The 23,119-nt window shown below is 46.1% G+C and carries 26 protein-coding genes and 1 pseudogene; all 27 read left to right on the top strand.

The window, feature by feature from the left end; all coding sequences use genetic code 11:
• The first annotated feature begins 33 nt into the window (after positions 1 to 33).
• The 27 genes and pseudogenes from FPZ44_RS03760 to FPZ44_RS03890 all read left to right on the top strand — a co-directional run bounded on the left by FPZ44_RS03760 (position 34) and on the right by FPZ44_RS03890 (position 23,094).
• On the top strand, positions 34 to 435 hold the full coding sequence (locus FPZ44_RS03760; protein WP_144987535.1) for a hypothetical protein: 402 nt from the start codon (positions 34 to 36) through the stop codon (positions 433 to 435).
• A 12-nt stretch (positions 436 to 447) separates the two neighbouring features.
• Positions 448 to 1,455: a metallophosphoesterase family protein gene (locus tag FPZ44_RS03765; protein ID WP_144987537.1), complete on the top strand. Its 1,008-nt coding sequence runs from the start codon at positions 448 to 450 to the stop codon at positions 1,453 to 1,455.
• 15 nt (positions 1,456 to 1,470) lie between these two features.
• Positions 1,471 to 1,635, top strand: coding sequence for a MucR family transcriptional regulator (locus FPZ44_RS27065; RefSeq protein ID WP_144987539.1), 165 nt, complete (start codon positions 1,471 to 1,473; stop codon positions 1,633 to 1,635).
• 227 nt (positions 1,636 to 1,862) lie between these two features.
• Entirely contained in the window at positions 1,863 to 2,447 is a 585-nt protein-coding gene (locus tag FPZ44_RS03775) for a hypothetical protein (RefSeq protein WP_144987540.1), read from the top strand.
• A gap of 3 nt (positions 2,448 to 2,450) precedes the next feature.
• Positions 2,451 to 2,672, top strand: coding sequence for a hypothetical protein (locus FPZ44_RS03780; RefSeq protein ID WP_144987542.1), 222 nt, complete (start codon positions 2,451 to 2,453; stop codon positions 2,670 to 2,672).
• Positions 2,669 to 3,178, top strand: coding sequence for a hypothetical protein (locus FPZ44_RS03785; protein WP_144987544.1), 510 nt, complete (start codon positions 2,669 to 2,671; stop codon positions 3,176 to 3,178). The genes FPZ44_RS03780 and FPZ44_RS03785 overlap by 4 nt, the downstream gene beginning before the upstream one ends.
• Positions 3,160 to 4,869 (top strand): DEAD/DEAH box helicase, encoded by a 1,710-nt coding sequence (locus FPZ44_RS03790; RefSeq protein ID WP_144987546.1) that lies wholly within the window; start codon positions 3,160 to 3,162, stop codon positions 4,867 to 4,869. The genes FPZ44_RS03785 and FPZ44_RS03790 overlap by 19 nt, the downstream gene beginning before the upstream one ends.
• Before the next feature lie 120 nt (positions 4,870 to 4,989).
• Complete coding sequence (locus FPZ44_RS03795; protein ID WP_144987548.1) at positions 4,990 to 5,730, top strand: hypothetical protein; 741 nt, start codon at positions 4,990 to 4,992, stop codon at positions 5,728 to 5,730.
• 61 nt (positions 5,731 to 5,791) lie between these two features.
• Positions 5,792 to 8,878: a DNA primase small subunit domain-containing protein gene (locus tag FPZ44_RS03800; protein WP_144987550.1), complete on the top strand. Its 3,087-nt coding sequence runs from the start codon at positions 5,792 to 5,794 to the stop codon at positions 8,876 to 8,878.
• 59 nt (positions 8,879 to 8,937) lie between these two features.
• Positions 8,938 to 11,613 (top strand): DNA polymerase, encoded by a 2,676-nt coding sequence (locus tag FPZ44_RS03805; RefSeq protein WP_144987553.1) that lies wholly within the window; start codon positions 8,938 to 8,940, stop codon positions 11,611 to 11,613.
• A gap of 4 nt (positions 11,614 to 11,617) precedes the next feature.
• The gene (locus FPZ44_RS03810) at positions 11,618 to 12,031 is read left to right on the top strand and encodes a hypothetical protein (RefSeq protein WP_144987555.1); all 414 of its coding nucleotides are present in this window, start codon (positions 11,618 to 11,620) and stop codon (positions 12,029 to 12,031) included.
• Positions 11,992 to 12,546, top strand: coding sequence for a hypothetical protein (locus tag FPZ44_RS03815; RefSeq protein WP_144987557.1), 555 nt, complete (start codon positions 11,992 to 11,994; stop codon positions 12,544 to 12,546). The genes FPZ44_RS03810 and FPZ44_RS03815 overlap by 40 nt, the downstream gene beginning before the upstream one ends.
• A gap of 13 nt (positions 12,547 to 12,559) precedes the next feature.
• The gene (locus FPZ44_RS03820; protein WP_144987560.1) at positions 12,560 to 13,042 is read left to right on the top strand and encodes a hypothetical protein; all 483 of its coding nucleotides are present in this window, start codon (positions 12,560 to 12,562) and stop codon (positions 13,040 to 13,042) included.
• 39 nt (positions 13,043 to 13,081) lie between these two features.
• Positions 13,082 to 13,462: a hypothetical protein gene (locus FPZ44_RS03825; protein WP_144987562.1), complete on the top strand. Its 381-nt coding sequence runs from the start codon at positions 13,082 to 13,084 to the stop codon at positions 13,460 to 13,462.
• 13 nt (positions 13,463 to 13,475) lie between these two features.
• Positions 13,476 to 14,075: a hypothetical protein gene (locus FPZ44_RS03830; RefSeq protein WP_144987564.1), complete on the top strand. Its 600-nt coding sequence runs from the start codon at positions 13,476 to 13,478 to the stop codon at positions 14,073 to 14,075.
• Positions 14,065 to 14,526: a hypothetical protein gene (locus FPZ44_RS03835; RefSeq protein WP_144987566.1), complete on the top strand. Its 462-nt coding sequence runs from the start codon at positions 14,065 to 14,067 to the stop codon at positions 14,524 to 14,526. The genes FPZ44_RS03830 and FPZ44_RS03835 overlap by 11 nt, the downstream gene beginning before the upstream one ends.
• Positions 14,504 to 14,962, top strand: coding sequence for a hypothetical protein (locus tag FPZ44_RS03840; protein ID WP_144987568.1), 459 nt, complete (start codon positions 14,504 to 14,506; stop codon positions 14,960 to 14,962). Before FPZ44_RS03835 ends, FPZ44_RS03840 begins: the two co-directional genes overlap by 23 nt.
• Positions 14,959 to 15,282 (top strand): hypothetical protein, encoded by a 324-nt coding sequence (locus FPZ44_RS03845; protein WP_144987569.1) that lies wholly within the window; start codon positions 14,959 to 14,961, stop codon positions 15,280 to 15,282. Before FPZ44_RS03840 ends, FPZ44_RS03845 begins: the two co-directional genes overlap by 4 nt.
• The gene (locus FPZ44_RS03850) at positions 15,279 to 15,488 is read left to right on the top strand and encodes a hypothetical protein (protein WP_144987571.1); all 210 of its coding nucleotides are present in this window, start codon (positions 15,279 to 15,281) and stop codon (positions 15,486 to 15,488) included. Before FPZ44_RS03845 ends, FPZ44_RS03850 begins: the two co-directional genes overlap by 4 nt.
• Positions 15,481 to 15,681: a hypothetical protein gene (locus FPZ44_RS03855; RefSeq protein ID WP_144987573.1), complete on the top strand. Its 201-nt coding sequence runs from the start codon at positions 15,481 to 15,483 to the stop codon at positions 15,679 to 15,681. Before FPZ44_RS03850 ends, FPZ44_RS03855 begins: the two co-directional genes overlap by 8 nt.
• Positions 15,682 to 15,762: 81 nt before the next feature.
• Positions 15,763 to 16,671 (top strand): hypothetical protein, encoded by a 909-nt coding sequence (locus tag FPZ44_RS03860; protein WP_144987575.1) that lies wholly within the window; start codon positions 15,763 to 15,765, stop codon positions 16,669 to 16,671.
• 311 nt (positions 16,672 to 16,982) lie between these two features.
• Complete coding sequence (locus FPZ44_RS03865; protein WP_144987577.1) at positions 16,983 to 17,195, top strand: hypothetical protein; 213 nt, start codon at positions 16,983 to 16,985, stop codon at positions 17,193 to 17,195.
• A 95-nt stretch (positions 17,196 to 17,290) separates the two neighbouring features.
• Positions 17,291 to 18,946: a recombinase family protein gene (locus tag FPZ44_RS03870; RefSeq protein ID WP_144987579.1), complete on the top strand. Its 1,656-nt coding sequence runs from the start codon at positions 17,291 to 17,293 to the stop codon at positions 18,944 to 18,946.
• Positions 18,942 to 19,982 (top strand): annotated as a pseudogene (locus tag FPZ44_RS03875) (protein prkA); the annotation flags it as partial. The gene FPZ44_RS03870 and the pseudogene FPZ44_RS03875, both read left to right, overlap by 5 nt.
• A 273-nt stretch (positions 19,983 to 20,255) precedes the next feature.
• Positions 20,256 to 21,587, top strand: coding sequence for a hypothetical protein (locus FPZ44_RS03880; RefSeq protein ID WP_144987581.1), 1,332 nt, complete (start codon positions 20,256 to 20,258; stop codon positions 21,585 to 21,587).
• 185 nt (positions 21,588 to 21,772) lie between these two features.
• On the top strand, positions 21,773 to 22,393 hold the full coding sequence (locus tag FPZ44_RS03885) for an FMN-dependent NADH-azoreductase (protein WP_144987583.1): 621 nt from the start codon (positions 21,773 to 21,775) through the stop codon (positions 22,391 to 22,393).
• An 80-nt stretch (positions 22,394 to 22,473) separates the two neighbouring features.
• Positions 22,474 to 23,094, top strand: a complete 621-nt coding sequence (locus FPZ44_RS03890; RefSeq protein ID WP_144987584.1) for an FMN-dependent NADH-azoreductase — start codon at positions 22,474 to 22,476, stop codon at positions 23,092 to 23,094.
• Positions 23,095 to 23,119: the final 25 nt, after the last annotated feature.

A 23,119-nucleotide genomic window follows, 5' to 3' on the forward strand; every position in this document is an offset into this window, starting at 1 on the left:
CTATTAATTTACTAAAGAGAGGAAGTTATATAAATGTGTATCGTATGCAAAGTGAAAAAGGCAATTGAAGGCACTGTAACACAGGAAACCATCGGAACAGTAAGCCCGACACTACGTGTTGATTTTGTTACTCATGTGACTAATGAGTTATTAGCGGCTATAGACCTGGAACAAAAAGTAATAGATACAACACGGGCGCTTGTCTTGAAAGAGATTACAGAAGCTGAATTTGATCTTAAAGCTGCTGAATGGGAAGAAGAAGCGGAGGCAGCCCTAGTAACTTTTGAAGCTGAACGTAAAAGATTATGGGAACGTGTATACGATGAATTAGGTATTACTGAATCTGAACGCAAGCATAATTACACACTAGACCAAGATACTGGCGTAGTAGAAGTACAGAAAAGAAAAGAATCAGCAGAACCTTCAGGGTGTTAAGGGGGCTAATCTATGCGTTTCCTCCTTGGAGGTGACCCGCACGCTAGGGGAACGAATCCCCGAAACCGTAAGGACGACTATAAGGCTGCACTCATTGCTAAGTTGAAGGAATTATTCTACTTAGGGGAGCAAAAAAAGGCCGAAGCTGTGATTCTATCCGGTGACTTTTTCGACTTACCAGACGTAGCTAACAGCGTGTTAAATGAGTTTGCTGACGTAATGAATGAATGCCCGATACCGATCTATACCACAGCAGGTAATCACGATATACCCGGATACAACATCCAGGCATACGCAAATACGTCGTTACGGCTTCTGGAGCGGATCGTACCAAAGTTGCATGTAATCAATGACCCAGCACAGCCTATATACTTTGGTCGTCAGGATGAGGTAGTAATTACTTTTACGCCTTACAGTGGGAAGATTGACGTAGACGGCTACGGGTATAGTCCAGAAAATTTAATTACACCAGGACATAACCCGTATCGAATACATGTAGCGCATGGAATGCTGCTGGATCATACACCACCCTTCGACCGTTTCACGCTTGTACAAGAAGTAAAAACTTCTGCAAATATGGTATTAACGGGACACGATCATACAGGCTATGGGGTTTATCGTAGGGGAGACGGTGTTATCTTTTGCAACCCAGGAAGCCTTACGCGATTGTCTGCGAGTGAATCTGAAATTAAGCGAACAGTACAAGTAGCGCTGATTGATGTACAGACGATTGGGGGCTTGAATCCTGGGGATTGGTCCCACCAGGCTAGTATTGAACTAATACCCCTGCAGAGTGCGGCACCCGGTCCTGATGTATTAGACCGTAGCAAGATTGAGGCGGATCAACAGAGGCAGTATGCGATGGAATCCTTCGCTGCCCTGGTACAAACAGCTACAGGTGAACGTGTACTGCTTGATATACCGCAAATCGTGGATACGATAGCGGAACAAAACAACATACCTGCAGAGGTACGGGAAGCGGCTATGGCCAAGATTGAAGAAGCCCGTACTGCTGTATAGAATGGAGGGCATCAAGTGAAGTCCTTAGTATGCAAAGAATGCGGTAAAAAGCACCTGGTAGATTTACGTGCACATTTGAGAGTTCATAAAATGACTTTGCGTGAGTATAACGAGAAATACGGGACTACTACGGAGTCATGGAACATTAAAACTACGCTACCAAAGGTATTAAACCAGTGAAGACTACTTGCTGTAATAACTGCGGGCAACCAATTGAGTTAGACGAGAATTTAACCGTTATGGGGTTTACCTGGCTGAACCCAGAATGTACCGCTAGCCAGGTAAGCTGCCCAGCTTGCAAGTCAACAACAATTCAGTTAATTTGGTCCTTTGACGAACAGGGCCGCCCTGCAGCCGGTGAATTTCTTATCATTCGAACGTATAACACCATTAGGAGGTAGTAATATATGACGGAGAATCAAACAAAGGTACAGCAAACGCTAGCTACTTTACAGGAGACATACGGAGCCGAAGCAATGAAAGCAGCAGCCGAAGCAATGCTAGGTAGATTGCAGGCAACGCGCCAACTGCCCGCAGAATTTCATAAGATGTTAAGCCCGCAAAGCTTGGACCAAACGGCTTACAGTTTGGACGCTAGTATAGACGACATTCTAGCTAAGGGGCTGGCACGGGAAGCAGCGTATGGAAATAAGGGCGACCTATTAAAAGAAAAGTCCAAGTTAGAAACTGAAATTAAGATCGTGGAAGCTCAGGCTATTATGGACGGTCTTAGTCCCGACGGTAAGACAATCACATGGAAGGGAGTAAAGTATCCTTTTAGCAACGATTTAACCCGCGATGCTTTCCGCTATAACGTAAGTCAAGAGCAGCGCAGCCGCCTAGCAGAAGTGGAAGGAGAACTTAGAGCCCTGGAAATTGAAGCACTAAAGGCTAGGGATGGCTGGGAGACTGTAGTACAGGCTAGTGAAACTGCACGAAGTAAAGCACATGTACAGGCTGAACTGCTTAACTGGTTGGCAGGAGGGCGCTAAACAGTGAATAAGATTACGATAGAAATAACAGCGGATAGCGTTACTGAAAAGCTGGAAGTGGACGGCCAAGTGATTGTAAAGGGTTGGAAGCGTACTGCTTTTGGGATGCAGAGCACAGTAAAGCCTTGTTGGGAAGACGACGAGCGCGTTAGCGATGAAGCGTATGAAGCTTTAGGGAACCTTGCATGTAACTATTTGGATGCAATGAATTCACTTCAAGCATGAGTACACAGCGTGATAAGCAACGTGAAAGACAACAACGGGGGGAAGCATTCCAGGACGAAATGCGGCGCAGTTGGGCATACATTAAAAACTGCTGGCGCCTACGCTTAAAGGATGGTAAGGGTGGTACGCAGGTAGCCGACGAAGTGGTACTGCTGCAGCAAGTAAATATATTAGGCGAACATAAGCGAACAGAAGGGGATCGTTTCGAATTATCTTTCTTGCGGTCAGATCAGATTACGGGACTATTAAATTTTGATAGAGTAATAGACCGCAGCTATGGCCTGGTATTCATATCATTTCACAATCTAGCGATAGGTCGGGACGTCGCGTATGCAGTACGGCTGGTAACAGCATTACGTTACATGCAGCATAAAGGGCAGCATTATATACACCTAGACGACTTCATTCATAAGAAGCTGCCCTGCGCCCAGCTATTACGGCGTCAGGACACCGAAGACCCTACTTATGATTTACAGGAGTTGATAGAGTGCTGCAAATTACTATAAGCAACAATATACGGCTACGGGATACCAATATTCCGATAAGAGCAGCTATTACTGACGCTTTGACGGTACCTAACCCGGCCTATATTGAGTCAAAGAAAAAGAACAGAGGCCGCAACATCTACGGCCTGGAAGAAAAGCTGCGCCTATATGAATGGGATCAGGGCGACTTAGTAGTACCGCGGGGCTTTGCTTTGGAACTCCAGGACATTCTTCGACACCACGGGATCAACCCGGATAAGGTAATAACCTGGAATGTGAACGAGCCGGCAAAGGTAGACTTTGGGCCCTGGAACACGGATTACCCACCACGGGATTACCAGATACCAGCCGTAGCTTCTGGGACTAAGAAAGCCGGCGTACTTGTAAGCCCTGCAGGTAGTGGTAAAACACTTATGGCATGTGCCACGATACACGCATGGGGCGTTCCTACTCTATGGTTGACGCATACTATAGAACTTATGAATCAATCTGCAGATGCTGCCCGGAAGTACATGCCTGGTGTAGGAAGAGTAGGGCGAATAGGCGACAATAAGCTAGATTGGGGCGACGGTAAGCTGATTGTGGCTACTGTACAGACGCTAGCCAATAACCCGACACTTGTAGCAACGCTTAACAAGATGGTAGGGGCTCTAGTAATTGACGAAGCGCACCATTTCCCGGCGATTCAGTTCATTGAGACAGTTGGTAAATTTAATGCCAAGTACGTTTTAGGTGTAACGGCGACGCCGAAACGTAAGGACTTTTTGGAAGTGTACCTGTATCGTGGAGTAGGTCCAGTTTGTTATGAAGTACCACGGGAAGCGCTACATGACGCTGGAAGTTTGATAAAACCAGAGGTTCGATTTATTTATACAGATTACCAGCGGCCTGTAGACGAATTTGCCCTTGATAACGTAGACGCTGGTGGGGAAGACATCCACTATACAGCTTTGATTCAGGAACTGACTGCAGATGAAAAACGGGCCAGACTGGTAGTTGAATCAATACTAGAAAGCTGCATCGAAGCTGCCCCACAGAAGGGCGGGGTAATCGTCTTAGCAGATAGCGTAAGGTATCTATGGGTGCTGCACGCTCTACTTAAGGAGTTAGCTGGTTCCCGCCTGGGTGGGAATATCCCGCGTATGGGGGTTGTACACGGAGGCATGCAACGCTATGTATGGCGTAAATGTTCTCAGCCCGCACCAGACTATGACACGGAAGTATTTCGCTGGAATAAGCGCCTACAACGCTGGGAGGCAAAGCAAGAGCAGTACACCGAAGCAGAGTTTACAGCCTGGCAGGTGACTTCAGCGCAGCGTAAAGTTACTATGGCGGCTGCCTACAATCGCGAGATAGATATACTATTCGCTACAGGCGCCCTGGCGCGTGAAGGCCTGGACATGCCCCATCTGTCACGGGGGCACCTAACTACACCGGCAAGAGGTGACGCTAGGACGTCGGCCAACGGTGCTAGTGTTGAGCAGGCAATAGGACGTATACAACGTCCTGACCCTAATAACCCAAGTAAAAACGCTGTATGGTATGACTATGTAGACTTCGACGTAGGCGTATTCCAAGATCAATACTACAGCCGGCGCAAAGTATATAAGCGGCTAGGGTTGAATGTTCCTAAGAAGAAAAAGAGCCAACGCGATAGGGTGGCAGATTTTCTAAAAGGGGACTTCATAAACTTTGGAAGCTTGCCCCTATGATTAAAAATAAGCAAGGCAAAAATTTTTTACACTTACTGTTACATGTATGTAATGAATGATTGGGTACAGGGCAAAGGCCTTTACTATAAATAATCCATTATCCGAAGGAGCCAAAACACTATGACAAAAGCAAAAGAAGCAGTACAAGCGACAGAAGAAACCGCAGTACAAACAGCAGGTACTACAGCCCCGGCTGTAATGAGTAACGCGAACTATATCGCGCTAGCAATCCAGGCGAAACAAGAAGGCTTCTTGGCAGCAAATGAAGGGCTTGACCTGGACTATGTACGTATGGGGCAATACCTCAAAATCAGCAAGAAGGGTAATTTTGTAGAAGCCCGTGACGAATTGGTGAGCTATGGCGACACTATCGACGTGGTAGTAGCAAAAGCAGAAAAACGGTACACCTTGTGGGGCCTAGAAGAAAGTCCAGAAGACGGTGTGCTTATCGTTTCCGATCCTGTAGAAGCTGACGCTATTGCAGCCCTGGAAAGCTGGTTAAGCCAAAACCCAGAACGTGCAGCAGACTACAGTATCAAGGATATTCAGCTACGCCTTACTACGTTTATCGTACCTGTACACGCTAATGGTCAGGTTATGTTAGGCCCAGACCAGGCGCCAACGATTTATCTTATGTCGTTTGCCCAAGGTGATACGTTTGGCTTCGGTAATTATGCAATGGGCATTTTCGACGGGAAATCCAAAAGCATAGGTGTACCTGCAAATACTGGGGCGAACAAGGTAGTAACGCGAATGGTAACGGAAGAACGGACACGTGCAGGCAGTAAAGATTCGTACTTGGGCCTCAAATTTGAATGCCTTGGTATGTTCAACCCAGCAGACTATGGTATCACGGTTTAACTTAATAACACAGGGCCGGCGAAAAGCTGGCCCTTACCCTTAGCAAGAAAGGCGGGCAATTATGGCACGAGAACCACAACTACAGGACTACAAGTACGTAGATGCCTGGCACACAAATGAAAACGGCCAGGCGGTACCATGGACAAGGGTAGAGTACCCCGAAGGCGTTCTAAAGTACCAGCAAGAAGTAGCGAATAACTTTAACTGTTTCTGTACAGTTCAGCGATTCGCTTCAAAAACAAAGGGAACCAAGGGTGAAATATTCATAGCCCCGTTGTACTTCGACTTAGATTATAAGCAAGACCCGGCTGTAAGCCAGGCTGACGCCGTAAAATTAATAGATTTCTTTATGAATGAATTTGACATAGTTGAAACAGACATAAATCTTTACTTCTCAGGGAGTAAAGGATTTCACATATTGATAGACAACAAGGCACTAGGAATCGAGCCAGGGGCCGACCTACACAAGATATACAAGCATACAGCTAGTTATCTGATTCACCGGCTAGAACTCAAAGCGCTAGACCTAGCTGTCTATACACACCACCGCATGCTGAGGCTACCAAACAGCCTACATAGCGGTACACGTAAGTTTAAGATCGAATTAAGCCTGGAAGAACTACGGACCCTTACCCTTGAACAGATTAAGGACAAGGCTAGCATGCCGCGCTTACAGGCTGTCATTGAAACGAAAGTACGAGCAGAAGCCCAGGGCCTTCGCCCTGCAGCCAATGCCTTCTATGTAGATAAAGCGAAAGAGTGGCGCGAAGCCCAGGCAACAGCTGGCGCACGCTACGAAAAAGAGGAATTTAACTTTAGGAAAGACCGACCGCCTGTATGCGTTATTGACATTCTGGAGGGTGGTTGGAAGAAAGACGGCGACCGAAACCAGGCGACAGTACAGCTGGCTGCTTATTACAAAGAAGCTGGCCACCCGAAAGAAGACGCTATACGTATCCTAGACGAATGGGTTAAGAAACATACTAGCGCCGACAGCCGTTACCAAGTAGATCAACGTGCGGCGAATACTCGCAGCGTCGTAGAAGCCGTCTACGACAAGGACAATAATTACCGTTTCGGTTGTGCCTTTATCCGTAGCTTACATGGCGAAAAGCGCCCAGGTAGTAACGAATATGACCGGGTAGCATGTGCCGGCAGCTTGTGCCCTTGTATTAAGCAGAGTCAGCAGGACGAGGCAACAGCAACTACGCTGCACCTGTCTAAAACAGGCGACGCGGAGCTGACAGGAAAACTAGTGAAGACTCAGGTAATGGTGGCAGGTAAGAGACACACGCCGTACATAGTGCCGTCAAAAATTGAATACTATTGCTGGGGCCGTGAAGGTTGTAAGAAAACGCATTGCCCACTTTACGACATCCCAAGTCATACGTATTACCGGGACCTAGGCGTTATGGATCGGGAATTGATTCAGATGACTGGTACTAATGACGACAATATTACAGGTATCTTACGTACCCTATCAGGTATACCATCTTGCAACAAATACAACACAGAGATTGTCGAAACGACGAACGTAGAGGAAATGCTAGTTATTCCTATGGCAGCTTCTGTTAATGAAGAAAGCGAAGAAAAGGCCGGGGGCTACGTGTTGCGGAAGGTTTACGCAGTAGGTGGGTTGCCAGTAGCCGAAAATAAATATTACGAGCTGGCAGGGTACGTATTCGCCCATCCAAAGACAATGGAAGCTACCATAATGATTAAAGAAGCAAAACCCCTGCAGGACGTAGTAGACAGCTTTAAGCTAAATGACAAAGTTAAGGAGCAGCTAGGAGCGCTGCAGCCGGCGGAATATACAGCCGCAGATATCGAAGAGAAGCTAGCCGCCATTTGTGCGGACCTTACTTACAATGTGACGAAAATAGTAGAACGAGACGAAACGCTACTAGCAGTACTTCTTACTTACCATTCCGTTCTACGTTTTTCTGTACCTTGGGACAGCAAGCCTATACGGGGTTGGCTGGAGCTTAAAGTAGTAGGGGATACAGGCACAGGTAAATCAGCATTGATCGACAGTATCCAGAAGTACGTAGGCCTAGGTACACGGGTAAATGCGGAATCAACTAGCCGCACAGGTCTCACCTATAAGATGGAACAAAGTGGCAGCAGCGGCGCCTGGTATATTGTCTGGGGAGCTTGGCCGCTGGCTGATAAGGAATTGATATGGATCGACGAGGATACAGGCATAGAGAAGGACGCGTACGGCGAAATGACGCTAGCACGTTCTGACGGACGCCTGGAAGTTAAAAGGGCTGTTACAGCGGAAACACCTTGCAGGGTGCGTGGAATCCTTTCTGGGAATGTACCTAAAGGCCGCCGCCTAGCTGACTACGGCCAAGGCGTGCAATCGCTTCGGGACATCTTCAACAACGAGGATATACGCCGCTTTGACTTCGCTGTATTTATGAAATCTAGCGACGTTACCCCTGAACAGTATAGCCGGCAGCTGCCTACTTATCCGAAGACAATTACGGATGAAACGCTAAAGAATAGCATACTATTTGCCTGGTCCCGGAAGCCTGAACACGTTATCTTTACAGCTGACACAATTGAACGGATTTTAGAGGTATCAACGGAGTTAAGCCGCATTTACGGTAACGCTTCGGACGTACCGCTGGTATCGCCTTCGGATCAACGTAATAAAATAGCACGCCTAGCAGTTGCCCTGGCGTCATTGACTCATAGTGTGGATGAATCAGGCGAACGAATCGTAGTATGGCCTGGTCATGTAGAGTTTATCGGGGCATATCTTAAGGAACTGTACAACGCCCCAGGTTGTGGGTTGAACTATTATGCGCGTCTAGCAATTCGAGAAGATGCAATAGACGACAACAGGTACGAGAAAATCACGAACGCACTAAAAAAACTTGATACGCTTCAAAGCGAAACGAAGTTCTTCGCATTCGTAAAGCTTTTTGCACAGCAAGGCTACGTGCGCCAGGCATCGATAGAGAACATGTTAGCAATAGAACGGGAAGAAGCGAAGGCAATAGCTGCACTGCTAACTAAGATGCAGATGATTCAGGAAACTAGTGGAGGCTACCGCAAAACTGCCAAATTTAACGGCTATATCGGAAAACTATTTGAACATGGTATTTTTGACAGCTTGGACGATGAAGACGAGTTTTAACAAAAAATTTTTAGTATCAATGTTACCTGTATGTAATGAAAAGGAGGGGAAGCAAGCTTATGAAACTTGGGGGACTATTTGGACAGCCGAAGACCTTAGCCAAGGTGCCGAGTATACCGGCTACTGCTGTACCACAGAAGGCCGAAGAGCAACAGCCAGCTAAACAGTTATCACAGCTGGCTTACCAAAGGGCTAAACCTGGGGAATTCAATATTACATGGCCAAAGGTAAAGCCACAGCTGCTGAAAGATTACGCGCCGATTTTAACCCTAACCGACCTGGAAGCTTGGCTAGATCGGTGTATCGAAACAGGCATATGCGGCTTTGACTGGGAGACTACAGCCAGTGTTGAGACGAAGCAGCGCTGGAAGGATTGGCTGGAAGATTTCAAATATGAAGAACGTAAGGACGAATACTTGGAGCGTGCCCAGGAGATACGCCGCCAGGCTGAACGAGATAAGAACGACCTGGACATTTCAACCTTAACCAAGAAACAAAGGGAAACAGAAGCGAAGCGGATTGTAAAAGCTGCGGAAAAATCCGCGAAGGAATGGGAAGCAAAAGCAGCGGAACTGGATGCAGAGTACGAATTCCAGCGTGAAATTTACCTCAAGACGCCGCTTGATCCCTGGCAAGGGGATATCTGTACAGCAAGTCTGTGTCCTGAGCCGCACTGCGTACGGGTAGTACCTATAGATCATAAAAAGGGCAAGGTGTTCGAGCCCCTGTTATCTAGGGATGCTGCCCGGAAGCTCTTCATGGACACCCTGGACAAAAAAATATTACGTAACCGCAATGTACGGAAGATTGCCGTAAATCTAGGATTTGAAACGAAATTCGCAGCCAAATATGAAAAGTACATCCAGAAGCCGGTAGCTGATCCCCTGGTATGTTGGGTGCGCTGCATGCAATTAGCATCCCCTGCTAAGATAAGTGATCCAAAGCGCCCGGCTACTGATTGGGGCTTGAAGCCCGCGACGTTAGACGTTTTTGGCGTACAAATGGGGAACTTTGAAGAGTTGCTAGCGAAGCATAGCGTAGACTTCTTTGACGAAATTGACGCAAGCCAGGGCGACGGTTTGACCTATTCCGCAGAGGATGCGGATTACGCCGTGCAACACGACATGTACTGGATGGAAATAGCTAGACAAATTCCGAAATACGAAGACTGGCTAAATAACATTGAAATGCCTTTCGGTCGTGTAATTGGGCTAATGGAATACTGGGGCATGCGTTGGGACAGCGACCTAGCTGAGGTCAAGCGCCAGGAAGCAGAAGCCGCACAGGAAGCCGCTGCAGAAGATATAAAGCAGCTTGTACGTGACACTTTTGATATAGAAATTAATCCCGGTAAGGGTGGTAAGACCAACGAAGTAAAGCACGTCATTTTCGAGCTTATGAAGCTTCCGGCGGCTAAGTGGGGCAAGCCCACAAAGACCGGCGAACGTAACGTAAGCCTGGATGAAGAAGCACTTATAGATATGGAATTCATGCTGCAGCACAAGCTTGCGGTACTTACCGAAGAAAAGTATTTGGCTGTAGAACTACCCGAAGGCTGGGAAAAGATAGACCCGGATACAGACCCGCACCTGGGTAAAGACCAGCGCCAGGCGATACGAATACGGCAGCGCCCAGATCACCCTTACAAGGAACAGGGAATTAAGCTGCTAGAACTTATGAAGAAGATTCAAAAGTACGCTACGCTGCTTTCCAGCCATATCAACGGTAGGGAAAAGCACCTTAACCCGGTAAGTGGTCGCATTCACGCAAATTACACACCATGGACGGAAACGGGGCGGCTTAATTCAAGCAAGCCGAACGGTCAGAACGTCCCACGTTTGGATAATGACGCGTTTGGTATACGGAATTTCTATGTACCGGGCGTCGGTAAAATTCTCTTCTTTATAGACTTTTCAGGCTTCGAACTGCGGATACTGGCCTGGCGTGCGAAAGACGGCGTAATGATAGAACTATTCAACACTGGCGGCGATATGCACAAAAAGACTGCTAGCGAAATGACGGGTAAGGATGAAGCTGACGTAACGAAAAAGGAACGTACAGACGCCAAGCCGGCGAACTTCGGTATAGCGTACGGAGGCACGGAACACAGCCTGCAGACTACCTACAAAACTGATTACGGTATACGAAAAACGCTAGACGAATGTTTGGCGATGGTAAACGCCGTAAAACGTGCTTATCCAGGCGTCCCACGATACCAGGTAGACGTTGTAACCGAAGCCCGCGACACAGGTTACGCTGAAACGATTCACGGATATAAGCGATTGCTGCCAGGCATAAACAGCACCAATCGTTATGAACGTGAGAGCGCAGGCCGTCAAGCAGGAAATACGCCTATCCAGGGAACGGCTGCGGACGTCATGAAGGATGTACAGAACGATGTGTACGACGAAATTGGTCGCGGTACAGCTCTTGTATTCGATGCACAGGAATTAAACATAGATGTACAGGAGCTGGCTGTAGAACGGAATGAGGCCCATGTACTTCTGCAGCATGGTCACACCGATATGATAGCGCAAATCCATGATGAAATTATTTTCGAAATGGACGATAACGCAGACGTAGTAGACGCAGCGCATGCTTGGATTAAAGCACGTATGGAGCAGCCACCATTACCTGATTTCCCTGTGAAAATTGAAGCAGAGGGTAGCGTAGGCTATGCCTGGGGCAAGAAACAAGGCGCCTATGAATGGGTAGCCGAAAAGAGAGGAGCATGACCAGATGCATGTTGTAGGTACACGTAGATTAACGCAATATACGCAAAAGGTAAGTGTAGAGCGGAGCAAGGCCGATCCACGGGATTTTGTAGGCTGGATCAGCGAAAAGCACCGCATAGCTTGGGTTGTAAGTAGATACCGTCAGGACAAGCGTACAGGAGCAATAAAGCAGGCCAAGCCAGAAGAAAAGGTATACCTTTTGGAATATTCAGCGCGAGACTTAGGGGGTAAGCGTGGCCGGGCGAACTTTATGGGGATTGCAGCTAAAAATCATACCGATGCGATAAAGAAGGCCCATACATTTATGGATTCTATTAATCTAGCACAAATCAGACGGCACGAAGCGACACTTTATTACGGGGAAAGGGAGGTTGACCTATGGATAGGCAAGAGAGGAAGCGCCGTGAAAGGGAAATAGCTGCCTATGACAACCGCAAGACCTTTGTCCAGCCAGAAATAATCCAGGGTAATTACCTAGCCTATGAAGCCGGTATAGGTCATGCACTAGACGCTGCAGCTGCGCGTTTCGGTATTGGTGACGTACGAGTAGCACGGTTCCAGGAGAAGCTGAACCTGGTCCAGAAGGCGGACGGAATCGGTGACGGGGCTGCTAAGAAGCCAGGACTAGATGAGGCAGCAGCAAAGTTTGACGCTATCTATAAATTCTCAAAGGAATCCGCGCGAAATATGAATATTGAAAGCTATAAAGTTGCTGTCGATCATATACGGGATGCAATCCCTATCCTGTACGGGCTAGGGGGAAAGCGTATGGCTGAGTATGAAGAAACCCTGCACGAAATCCAGGCAGCTGATAATCTAGCTCAGTTTATGCAAGATGGTAATCCGCATCGATTGAAATATAACCGGGCCTTACGCCGGGAAAAGGAAACAGCCAAAAACAAGGAAGCCGTAGACAAGCTGGTACGGCCTTAAAGGAGGATAAGCGATGGCATGGGAAACATTCTTGGCCGAAGCAACAGACGTATTTGTAGCAAAGGATACGGATTATGAAAGCCGGTTTATGCGGGCATTGATCCATTACAACAGTAAGCGAGGATATGAAGCTGCGCGCACGATATGGGCCTGGGAAGTAGAAAAGAAACTGGATCGTTGCCGAACCTGGGTAAAGCGCGGTGACCTGCAGGTGAAAGGCGAAGGGGTACACGACAGCGTCATAGATGCCTTTAACTATACCGTTCAGTGGATTCTTTATATGAATTCCAGTCGTCGTAAAGAAAATCCAATAGACCAGTTAAATGAAGCTAATTTTTACAGTTTAGCTGCTGGGTATCAAGTAGATGACTGGGTTAACTTCTGGGCAAACAATGGTCTGCTAGACTTGACGGACCAAGTAGACAAGAGCGTGGCACTATTGATAGCTAATGTAATGACAATTGGGAGTAGTGAAACCCTGCAGCGTAGGTCTTAGCCTGGCTGCTACTGATCTTACTGCTGGAGGTGCCACCTTGTGCCAAAAAGAGAACACAACTGGGCCAAGGGTTACGAGCAGCGGCAACAAGACAAGCAAAGAGAGCTAACCCGAGCACAAAAAATCGAAGAGCTAAGGGAGCGTAAAGCAATGAAGAAGAAACATAAAGGGGCATTAAGAAAGCAGCACCAACGTAGCTGGGAGAATCAACAAGACATTCATAATCTAGAACTGCAGGTAGCGAAATATAAGAAAGTTTGGGAAGCAGAAAAGGAGATTAATCAAGCGCACCAAGCGCAAATAAACGGTATGGTACGTGAATTGAGCCAGGAACAAAGTAAAGCTTTTCGCAGGGGAATTATGACGGGTTCAGTAGCTACATTATTGATTGTGCTAGTTTTTGTAGTGAAGTTTCTTTAACGGAGGTTAAGCTATGATTCAAGCAGAAATCATAACGTCGTTTCGCCGTTTTACGTTTGATGTACCAGCAGAACATGCTGAGAGTGTAGCCAAAGCTCATAAATGGCTAGAGACGCAAATATACGGCCTGAACGATGGTTGTATTTTACTACCAAATAGAGTGATTGATATACGGCAGCCAGACGACGTACGGGTTATAGAAGTCTGGGAAGTAGATGCGACACCAGGTGCAAAGGACCTTATAAACATGACCAGCCTGCAGGTGGCAAGTACTAGTGAACTTATCGGCCAGGTAGACTATCTGGAAAATAAGCTGCAGCTGCGCCTGCTAACTTACACGTTACGTGACTATATTTATGTTTTGCCACATGAAGTAAACGACGGGCCGGCCTTAGAGGCGCTAGGACCTGTAAAACTAGGGGCGCTTACGGATCAGCTGCTACAGCAAGAAGGTATAGCAGCCACTATCGTAATACCGCCGGTTCAGCTTTCTACAGATGCCGAAGCACAGGCCTATGTCATGGATTATGCCGAAGAGGCCACGCCACCGGTACACTTTAGCCCCTCAGATAAGACAGCCAGGGCGCTAGGAGGGCTATGGAATGCAAAATAATTTTATGGATATAGAAATGCTAGAAGATAGGCTGCGGTACTGGCAAGCACAGTTACGGCTGCAAGACTGGCAGATAGAAATGAAGTTTGATCGTGGATTTAACCTGGCCCCGAATGTAGCGGATATTTCTCTTTTAGAAGAAAGCCGTGTTGCGCGTATCCGTATGATGGAGGCTAATGACTTTGACCCGAGTTCCATCGCTCCATATGATATGGAGCAAACAATGGTTCATGAACTGTTGCACATACATTTCTTCCCCCTTACCAGGACTTTAGGTAAATCAATTCCAGAGGAACAGGCAATAGAAGCAATATCCTGGGCGCTTATAGCGCTGGATCGTAAAGCTGACGAAATAGAAAATCATTATATGAAACGTCTTTACCCAGAAGCCTGTTATTTACTAGAACCCTACAAGGGGGTAGTCGTCAATGAAAGCGCAGCAGATGATTGAAGCCGCAACAGAATCCCATAAAGCCAAGCGTAGGCAAATCATAGCCGTTATTGAAAAACGAGGCGTAAAAGTACCCAAGCCGAATTTTTGGAAGCTAGAGCAGCTGCATATGCTGGAAGACGTGCTGCAGCAGTTGGATAGGAAGTATAAAGCGCAATTGACTGTACCGAAGTCTAGTAAGGAAACCTTGGCATATTGGCCGCCACAAGAAACACCTGTAGCAGACAAAGCGTTAGTAGCTACCCGGTTATTGCGGTTGTCTGAGCTTATAGGGTGCCCCATGGCTGATTTACTCATAGAGGCTAGAGAGTTGGCGACCCAGCACAAGCTAGAAACATTCGAAACCCTGGGAACCTTGGAGTATATGAACGGCTATACATGGTGTCGGTTAACAGGGGCGTATGTACTACAGCTAGAAATGCGGTTAGATGTATGAATGAAGAAGAATTACGTCAATGGGTGCAGAACCGCCTTAACCATAACTTAAGCACGGAACAGACTGAGCAACTAATACAGTTTATGCGGGATACCGCTACGCGTCTGCAGGAGGCCTTTCTGGTGATTACCCAAAATGTCACTAATGTCTTGGATACAGGGGACGATATGAACCGTTTTAAACAATTAACAGAATATATCCAAGAGAAACCGAAGGCAGCCTACCGTAGCAAGCTGGTACAGGCTCCGGGGTATAACCGAACGGAATTTGATCGCTGGCGTAGTAGACTAGGCCAAGGAAGGGGAAAGAGGAAAAAATGAATCAACAAGATAAACCTAACGGCAAGATGACAAAGGTTGAAATGGAAATGGCAGTGGATCAGATGCTGGAATTTTTGCCGGTGTTTATAGCCCAGGCACAACCGCAAGCGCAGCTGTTACGGAGTAAGTACGTGGCATTAAAGGCCGAAGGGTTTAGCGATAAGGAAGCCTTGCATATTGTAAGTACGCGTCCCCTGTATGAATGAATCTCGAATTTTGAAGGGGCTACTATGGATCGTTCAAGAGTCCGGCGGATTAGGTCCTGGACAGCTAGGAAGCTGGCTAGGTGAGCTACAAAAGGCCGGTTACATTGATACAGAATTACGACCGGTTGAGGGCTGCCAGTTACCTTTCTGGATTGCTACAGAAGACGGCAAAGGCAAGCTATGCAATAAGTAATTACTTCTTTTTAGAAGTAAAGATAGCTTTATTTTTTTACCTATATTGTTACATGTATGTAATGATCGGGAGGGGTAAACTATGAAAATTTGCTATAAGGAAATACGATTCAGGAAAGAAAGTCTACGGTTGATAGAACGTGTAAATGGGATTATAGAGGAATACCAGAGCAAGGGCTATTCCCTTACACTGCGCCAAGTATATTACCAACTTGTAGCCCGCGACGTTATCCCAAATAACGAACGTAGTTATAAGAACCTAGGGAGCCTTATCAGTGACGCCCGTATGTCGGGCCTTATCGATTGGCACGCCATCGAAGACCGAACACGGAATGTAAGAGGGAATCAACATTGGAAAGACCCGGCACATATCATCCAGGCTACGGTCCACAGCTTACGGTATGACAAGTGGGCAGACCAGGATTACCACGTAGAAGTATGGGTAGAGAAGGACGCCCTGGTAGGCGTTGTAGGTCAAGCCTGCCAGAAGCTAGACGTACGATACTTTTCCTGCCGGGGTTATGTAAGTCAGTCGGAAATGTGGGCAGCGGCACAACGCCTAGAACGTGCGGAGAAATGGCAAAGAAAGCAGACGGTAATTCTTCACCTGGGTGACCATGACCCTAGTGGAATTGATATGTCGCGCGATATTGTAGATCGTCTGGAATTGTTCGGCGTTTCTCCTGAGTTTAGGCGACTAGCGCTTAATATGGACCAAATCGAAGAATACGGGCCGCCGCCTAACCCTACTAAACTTACTGACAGCCGAGCAACGGCCTATATAGATAAGTACGGATATGAATGCTGGGAACTGGATGCTTTACAGCCCGAAGTTATCGAAAAGCTGATAACAGACAATGTGCTGGAATTCCGTGACTGGGAGCGCTTTGACGACGTAGTAGCCCGCGAAGAAGTCGACCAGGATGTACTTCGCGCGGTTTCGGTGAATTGGCAAGAAATCCAGGAACAGTATGGGCCTGACGGTGAATAACGCAGAAAAAGAGGCGCGCCGCTTAGGTCTTACCCTTGGCATCACGTTTCGAAAATATGACAGATGGGGCGTTTATCCGATTAAGGCGTACGGTGCCAGGATACCGCGGGATGACGCCCCGGACTTCCAGAATTGGGGCGAAGCTCTTGCCTGGATTCAAGGACTAAACAAGTAAAGAAATAAAGAAATTTTTACTTCTTTTTAATTCAATAGACAGGGCCTGATGTTTAGGTTTGTGGGGGATTTATGCCTGTAATAATTAACTTTTTCAAGAATAACGATATAACACTAGCCAATAGGGGGCGGTCGTTTTGGATAACGTAACCAGCGACTACTCAAATATAAGCGAACATGTAGCAAGGTACATAGACGGTCCTTATGGGAGGATCGGAATTATCGTACCAGACCGTGAAGCGACTTACGACGAATGGGTAGACTTGCACAGAACACTTGCTGAAATCGCTGTAAAAAGTGCTAGGCGCGTAAAGAAACCAGAAGTAGAAGAAGCCGCTGCCCATACTTAGCGGCTTCTTTATTTATACAAAATATGTAATGAATCTTTTTGGTATGTGCTATATACTATTTACTATACCAAAAGTAACGGAGGTTAGAAGTAGATATGGTTGTAACTTTCAATACCTTATCTGAATTTGGTGTAACCGCCATTATTAACTATCTACGTAAATCACGGCAAGATGAGGAATTAGAGAGGAAAACAGGTGAAGACGCCCTAAAGGCTCAAGGCGACTTAATGGACCGTGTGCTAATTCCTATTGGTATTCCCTATAAACAGGTTAAAGAATTGAAATCAGGCGATAAAATAGATACTAGACCTGTCTTCCAGGGTGTAATTGCCTCATTGCGAAATGGTGAGTACCAAGCGATAGCTGTCAAAGAAATATCACGTATGGGCCGGGGCTCATACAAAGATATGGGATTGATTTACGAACTTATCAAAGACATGCGTATTTTTATAATCACGCCATATAAAGTATATGACCCTAAAAACCCCGCAGACTTACGGCAAATTAGGTTTGAGTTATTTCTTTCTAGAGAAGAATTCGAAACTACTAGTGAAAGACTTATGGGCGGTCGTGTAAGCAACGCTTTGGCTGGTCTATGGGTATCAGGAGCTGCACCCTATGGTTTTGTCTATAATCCTTCGACTAGAAAGCTAGAAATCAAAGAAGATGAAGCCGAAGTAATTCGCGCAATATTTGATTTATACGTCAACGGTGTACCTGGTAAAGATGGAAAGTTACGAGATGTTAGTTTCAGAGCCTTGGCCACGTATATTAAGAACCATACGCCATATCGTACCCCTATGGGAAAAAGAGAATGGCACCCACAGCAGTTAAAGCAGCTGCTGACGAAGGAGCGCTTTATAGGTACTATGAAGTTTAGAACAACGCAAACTATAGACGGCAAGGTAGTGGAAAGACCCGAAGACGAGCACATTATAGTTCCTAATGCGGTGCCGGCTATAGTTGACAGAGACACCTGGGATAGGGCGCAAGAAAAAATAAAAAACACAGGGAATAAGCCAAGGACTAAAATGGACTTTTCACCCTGTGAATTAGCTAGTATAGCCGTCTGCATTAAATGTGGTAGAAAGATGGTTAGGCAATATAGTGTCCAAAATTACACAAGTCGGGTTACTGGAGAAGTCACACAGTACCATAAGGAATTCTTATGGTGTACGCAATCAGGTTGTACTTTTGTGAAATACCGAGAGGTTGAGGCGAATCTGTTGCACTATTTGAAAGAATTAGTTGACTTGGATAACGACTTACTGCAAGAGCTGGTAATTGCTACGGTAAATAAAAAACCTACTGAAGCGATTTCGCCAGAGGAAATTCTAAGGCAAATTGAACAACAGGAAGAAACGCTAAAGAATCGATTGGACTTTATTTGTGAACAATTCGAGCTACAGCGTTACACCCCTGAAATGTTCGACGAGCGTACAGCGATCATAACTAATGAGCTGGCCCAGCTTTCCGAAATGCGTACAGCAGTGTTAGCTAAAGAACGTACCGCGCCAGCAGAAGTAGACGTAACTACTGTAAAAATGAACGTAGGTACCTTACTGGAAGCGTACGAAAATTGTGAGGACAAAACGGATAAGAATACGATACTACGTAAGATTTTCGATAAGGTGGTTATTGAGATTAACCAGAAAGGACGCGGGCGAATACCCGCAAAGTTTACGATCTACCCAATATTGAAGTTCGATTTACTGAGCCCGAACTATTTAGGTTTATCAGTAAATAGCTAATGAGTTAATCATCGCACATACAAATGAATCGGAATACCGCGCCTTTATTTCGAATAAGAAAAATGAAGCTCTTCAATCTCGCATGATTGTAATGCCGATTCCTTATAATTTGAAGGTATCTGAAGAAGAGAAAATATATGAGAAGCTTGTCGGTCAGAGTGATATGCACCATATCCATATTGCTCCGCATGCGCTGCGCGCGGCCGCGATATTCTCCATTTTGACACGATTGAAAGAAACGAAGAAGCAAGGTATGGATTTATTGAAGAAGATGAGAATGTACGATGGTGAAGAAGTAGAAGGATACAAGGAAAATGATTTGAAGGAAATGCAGAGTGAGTACATTGAAGAGGGAATGTCAGGGGTAGACCCTCGCTATGTTATCAACCGTATTTCGAGTGCGTTGATTAAGCAAAATCTTTCGTGCATTAACGCGCTGGATGTACTTCGTGCGTTGAAAGATGGCTTGGATCAGCATGCATCCATTACTAAGGAAGAACGGGAACGGAATTTGAACTTTATTTCAGTTGCCCGCAAAGAATATGATTCGTTAGCGAAGAAAGAAGTACAGAAGGCATTCGTATATTCCTTTGAAGAGTCAGCGAAGACATTATTCGAGAACTATCTCGACAATATTGAAGCATTTTGCAATTGGAAAAAAATTCGTGATCCGCTTACAGATGAGGAAATGGATCCGGATGAAAGGCTCATGCGCTCAATCGAGGAACAAATAGGGGTATCGGAAAATGCAAAGAAAGCATTCCGAGAAGAAATACTTATTCGTTTATCCTCCTACTCACGCAAAGGTAAAAAGTTCGATTACAACAGTCATGATCGTTTGCGCGAGGCGATTGAGAAGAAGCTGTTCTCGGACCTGAAGGATATCGTCAAGATTACGACTTCTACCAAGACTCCAGATGAGAACCAGCTGAAGCGGATTAATGAAGTAACAGCTCGACTTATTGATGGGCATGGCTATTGCTCGGTATGCGCGAATGAGCTGCTCCGTTATGTTGGTAGTTTATTGAACCGATGATGGTAGGATCACATATTGTGACCCAGTGATTCGAAGATATGGTAGGTATACATTCTTATTATGAAAATGGTAATGGCCTGTGTGCAATTGCATGCAGGCCATTTGTGTTGCGCGCAGAATGTGTGTTTGGCGTGACTGAGATCATGTATATCGGTTCATTTATGAAATGGATGAATAAGGTTTCTGCCTTTGGAAGCATAATAACCACATGTGCTGAATCTGAGCATTTCGTGCTTCAGCGTCATGACAGAACATTTCTAAGGAGGCTATTTCATGCCTAACAACCATTCGCGCCAACAGGCACCTCATTTGTTGCAGCATGCTCGTGGAATAGAGCATCACGTACCTAATTCTACCTACGGTGGATATGGACATACCCTTTCTCAACACAATCCGTATCCTGCTTATACAGGGTATGGTAGCGGAAATGCTGGATTCTATGGAGGAGGCTATTCGCAAGGAGGTTCCATACATAACCAAGCTGGTTATTCAGCAAGTAGCTACAATAACTATGGGGCAGTGCAGCATTATCAGCCAACAGGCCAAGTGCACAGTGTAACTGCGCATACGCATGGCGCGCATCAAAATGTAGTGCCACAATCGTATCAGCCGACCGGACAAGCGCACAGCTATGCACATACCCAAGAAACGAATTACCATCCAACGGGACAAGTACAAAGCTATGCCCATGCGCCAGAAACACATTACCATGCAGCAGGACAAGTTCAAAGCTACGCTCATGTACAACAACCACATTACCAACCGGAGGGGCAAGTACATAGCGTGACAGCAGAGACCCATGGAGTGCATCAAGAAGTGGTGCCGCATTACGAGCCAACGGGTCAAGTGCAAAGCCATGTTCATGTACAAGAAACACAAGTGCATTATCAGCCGATCGGCCAGGTGCAAAGCCATGCTCATGCGCCAGAAACGCATTACCAGCCGACAGGCCAAGCACAAAGCTATGCTCATGCGCCAGAAGCCCATTATCAGCCGACGGGCCAAGTACAAAGTATAACAGCGGGAACGCATGGAGCACAGCAAGAAGTGGTACCGCATAATTACGAGTCAACGGGTCAAGTGCAGAGCTATGCCCATGTGCAAGAAACGCAAACGCACTATCAACCAATCGGCCAAGTGCCAAGCAGTGCCCATGCGCCAGAAACGCATTACCAGCCGACAGGTCAAGCACAAAGCTATGCTCATGCACCAGAGACGCATTATCAGTCAACGGGTCAAGTACAGAGCCTTGCGCATGCACAAGAAGCACATTATCAACCAACGGGCCAGGTACACAGCATAACAGCGGAAACGCATGGTGCACATCAATACGTAGTGCCGCAATCGTATCAACCAACCGGTCAAGCACAAAGCTATGCGCATACGCATGAAACGAACTACCATCCAACAGGCCAAGTACACAGCGTAACCGCTGAATCACATGGTGCACATCAGAACGTGGTGCCGCAATCGTACCAGCCAACGGGTCAAGCGCATAGCTATGTTTATCATGCGCAAGGTGGACAGCAAGGCGCATCACTAACGAATTATCAAGCGACAGGTCAAGTGCACAGCGTGACAGGTCAAGATTATACGTCTCAATAAAAATGAACGCAAAGAAGCGGCTGAACAAGGCCGCTTCTCTTATTGTGAAAAATATTATAAATAGATGTTGACATTAGTTAGAGATCAAGATATTATTACTTACGTAAAGTTAGTTCATTATTAATATAAATTAATTGTTGAAGATATCTTAATTCGAGATATATATAGAGGAGAGAACTTATATAATGACAAAAGTATTGGTTGTTAATACAAACCCTAAGCCGCTTGAGATTTCTTACAGCCGTCAACTTGGCGCACACTTCGTAGATCAACTTAAAGTAAACGGTCCAGTTGAAGTTGAACAGTTGAACCTTTATGAAGTATCTATTCCATTGATCGATGGTTCTGTACTTGATGCATGGGGCAAACTTGGTGCAGGTGAAGCGATTTCCGCTGAGCAGCAAACAACTGTTGCGCGTATGAACGAAATTCTTGAGCAATTTCTTGCTGCAGATGTGGTTGTATTCGAAGTGCCAATGTGGAACTTGAGCTACCCGCCACTATTCAAAGCATACATCGACAACATTACGATTGCAGGACGTACGTTCAAGTACACAGCTGAAGGCCCGGTAGGTCTTGTTGGCGGTAAAAAGGTAATACTTGTAGAAGCACGTGGCGGCGTATACGCAGAATTGCCAGCACTTCAATTCACAAACGCTTATCTACAAGCAGCAATGGGCTTTATCGGCGTGACAGAATACCACAACTTAGTTGTTGAAGGTATAGCTGCTGCACCAGATCAAGCACCGCAATTGTTGGAAGAAGCGAAGAAACGCGCTGAGGAACTTGCAAAGCAAGTACAATAAGGCGTTAATAGACTTTATTTACATGCTGTACACAGTATAATTATAAAATTCGATTGAACGATAAGGAGAGTTTATCTATTATGACAAAAGTATTAGTTGTAAACAGTAACCCTAAGCCACTTGAGATTTCTTACAGCCGCCAACTTGGTGCACACTTCGTAGATCAACTTAAAGCAAACGGTCCAGTTGAAGTTGAACAGTTGAACCTTTATGAAGTATCTGTTCCATTGATCGATGGTTCCGTACTTGATGCATGGGGCAAACTTGGTGCAGGTGAAGCGATATCCGCTGAGCAGCAAACAACTGTTACGCGTATGAATGAAATTCTTGAGCAATTCCTAGCTGCAGATGTAGTTGTATATGAAGTACCAATGTGGAACTTGAGCTACCCGCCGCTATTGAAAGCATACATTGACAACATTACGATTGCAGGTCGTACGTTCAAGTACACAGCTGAAGGCCCACAAGGTCTTGCTGGCGGCAAAAAAGTTGTTCTTGTTGAATCCCGTGGTGGCGACTATACAGAAGCACCAGCATTACAATTTACAAATGCTTACCTGCAAGCAGCAATGGGCTTCATCGGCATAACAGAGTACCACAACCTAGTGGTTCAAGGTGTTAATGCTGCGCCTGATCAAGCACCAGCATTGTTGGAAGCAGCGAAGAAGCGTGCAGAAGAGCTTGCAACACAAGTATTGTAATCCCAGTACTTTATTATTAGTACTG

Source organism: Paenibacillus agilis (assembly GCF_007786455.1).
In the GTDB taxonomy this organism is placed as follows: Bacteria; Bacillota; Bacilli; order Paenibacillales; family Paenibacillaceae; genus Paenibacillus_B; species Paenibacillus_B agilis.

Excerpts from the sequence above, each read along its gene's own strand:
- FPZ44_RS03760 (WP_144987535.1), top strand. The coding sequence starts at position 34 with ATGTGTATCGTATGCAAAGTGAAAAAGGCAATTGAAGGCACTGTAACA.
- FPZ44_RS03765 (WP_144987537.1), top strand. The coding sequence starts at position 448 with ATGCGTTTCCTCCTTGGAGGTGACCCGCACGCTAGGGGAACGAATCCC.
- FPZ44_RS03775 (WP_144987540.1), top strand. The coding sequence starts at position 1,863 with ATGACGGAGAATCAAACAAAGGTACAGCAAACGCTAGCTACTTTACAG.
- FPZ44_RS03785 (WP_144987544.1), top strand. The coding sequence starts at position 2,669 with ATGAGTACACAGCGTGATAAGCAACGTGAAAGACAACAACGGGGGGAA.
- FPZ44_RS03795 (WP_144987548.1), top strand. The coding sequence starts at position 4,990 with ATGACAAAAGCAAAAGAAGCAGTACAAGCGACAGAAGAAACCGCAGTA.
- FPZ44_RS03800 (WP_144987550.1), top strand. The coding sequence starts at position 5,792 with ATGGCACGAGAACCACAACTACAGGACTACAAGTACGTAGATGCCTGG.
- FPZ44_RS03805 (WP_144987553.1), top strand. The coding sequence starts at position 8,938 with ATGAAACTTGGGGGACTATTTGGACAGCCGAAGACCTTAGCCAAGGTG.
- FPZ44_RS03810 (WP_144987555.1), top strand. The coding sequence starts at position 11,618 with ATGCATGTTGTAGGTACACGTAGATTAACGCAATATACGCAAAAGGTA.
- FPZ44_RS03815 (WP_144987557.1), top strand. The coding sequence starts at position 11,992 with ATGGATAGGCAAGAGAGGAAGCGCCGTGAAAGGGAAATAGCTGCCTAT.
- FPZ44_RS03820 (WP_144987560.1), top strand. The coding sequence starts at position 12,560 with ATGGCATGGGAAACATTCTTGGCCGAAGCAACAGACGTATTTGTAGCA.
- FPZ44_RS03830 (WP_144987564.1), top strand. The coding sequence starts at position 13,476 with ATGATTCAAGCAGAAATCATAACGTCGTTTCGCCGTTTTACGTTTGAT.
- FPZ44_RS03835 (WP_144987566.1), top strand. The coding sequence starts at position 14,065 with ATGCAAAATAATTTTATGGATATAGAAATGCTAGAAGATAGGCTGCGG.
- FPZ44_RS03840 (WP_144987568.1), top strand. The coding sequence starts at position 14,504 with ATGAAAGCGCAGCAGATGATTGAAGCCGCAACAGAATCCCATAAAGCC.
- FPZ44_RS03845 (WP_144987569.1), top strand. The coding sequence starts at position 14,959 with ATGAATGAAGAAGAATTACGTCAATGGGTGCAGAACCGCCTTAACCAT.
- FPZ44_RS03850 (WP_144987571.1), top strand. The coding sequence starts at position 15,279 with ATGAATCAACAAGATAAACCTAACGGCAAGATGACAAAGGTTGAAATG.
- FPZ44_RS03855 (WP_144987573.1), top strand. The coding sequence starts at position 15,481 with ATGAATGAATCTCGAATTTTGAAGGGGCTACTATGGATCGTTCAAGAG.
- FPZ44_RS03860 (WP_144987575.1), top strand. The coding sequence starts at position 15,763 with ATGAAAATTTGCTATAAGGAAATACGATTCAGGAAAGAAAGTCTACGG.
- FPZ44_RS03870 (WP_144987579.1), top strand. The coding sequence starts at position 17,291 with ATGGTTGTAACTTTCAATACCTTATCTGAATTTGGTGTAACCGCCATT.
- FPZ44_RS03880 (WP_144987581.1), top strand. The coding sequence starts at position 20,256 with ATGCCTAACAACCATTCGCGCCAACAGGCACCTCATTTGTTGCAGCAT.
- FPZ44_RS03885 (WP_144987583.1), top strand. The coding sequence starts at position 21,773 with ATGACAAAAGTATTGGTTGTTAATACAAACCCTAAGCCGCTTGAGATT.
- FPZ44_RS03890 (WP_144987584.1), top strand. The coding sequence starts at position 22,474 with ATGACAAAAGTATTAGTTGTAAACAGTAACCCTAAGCCACTTGAGATT.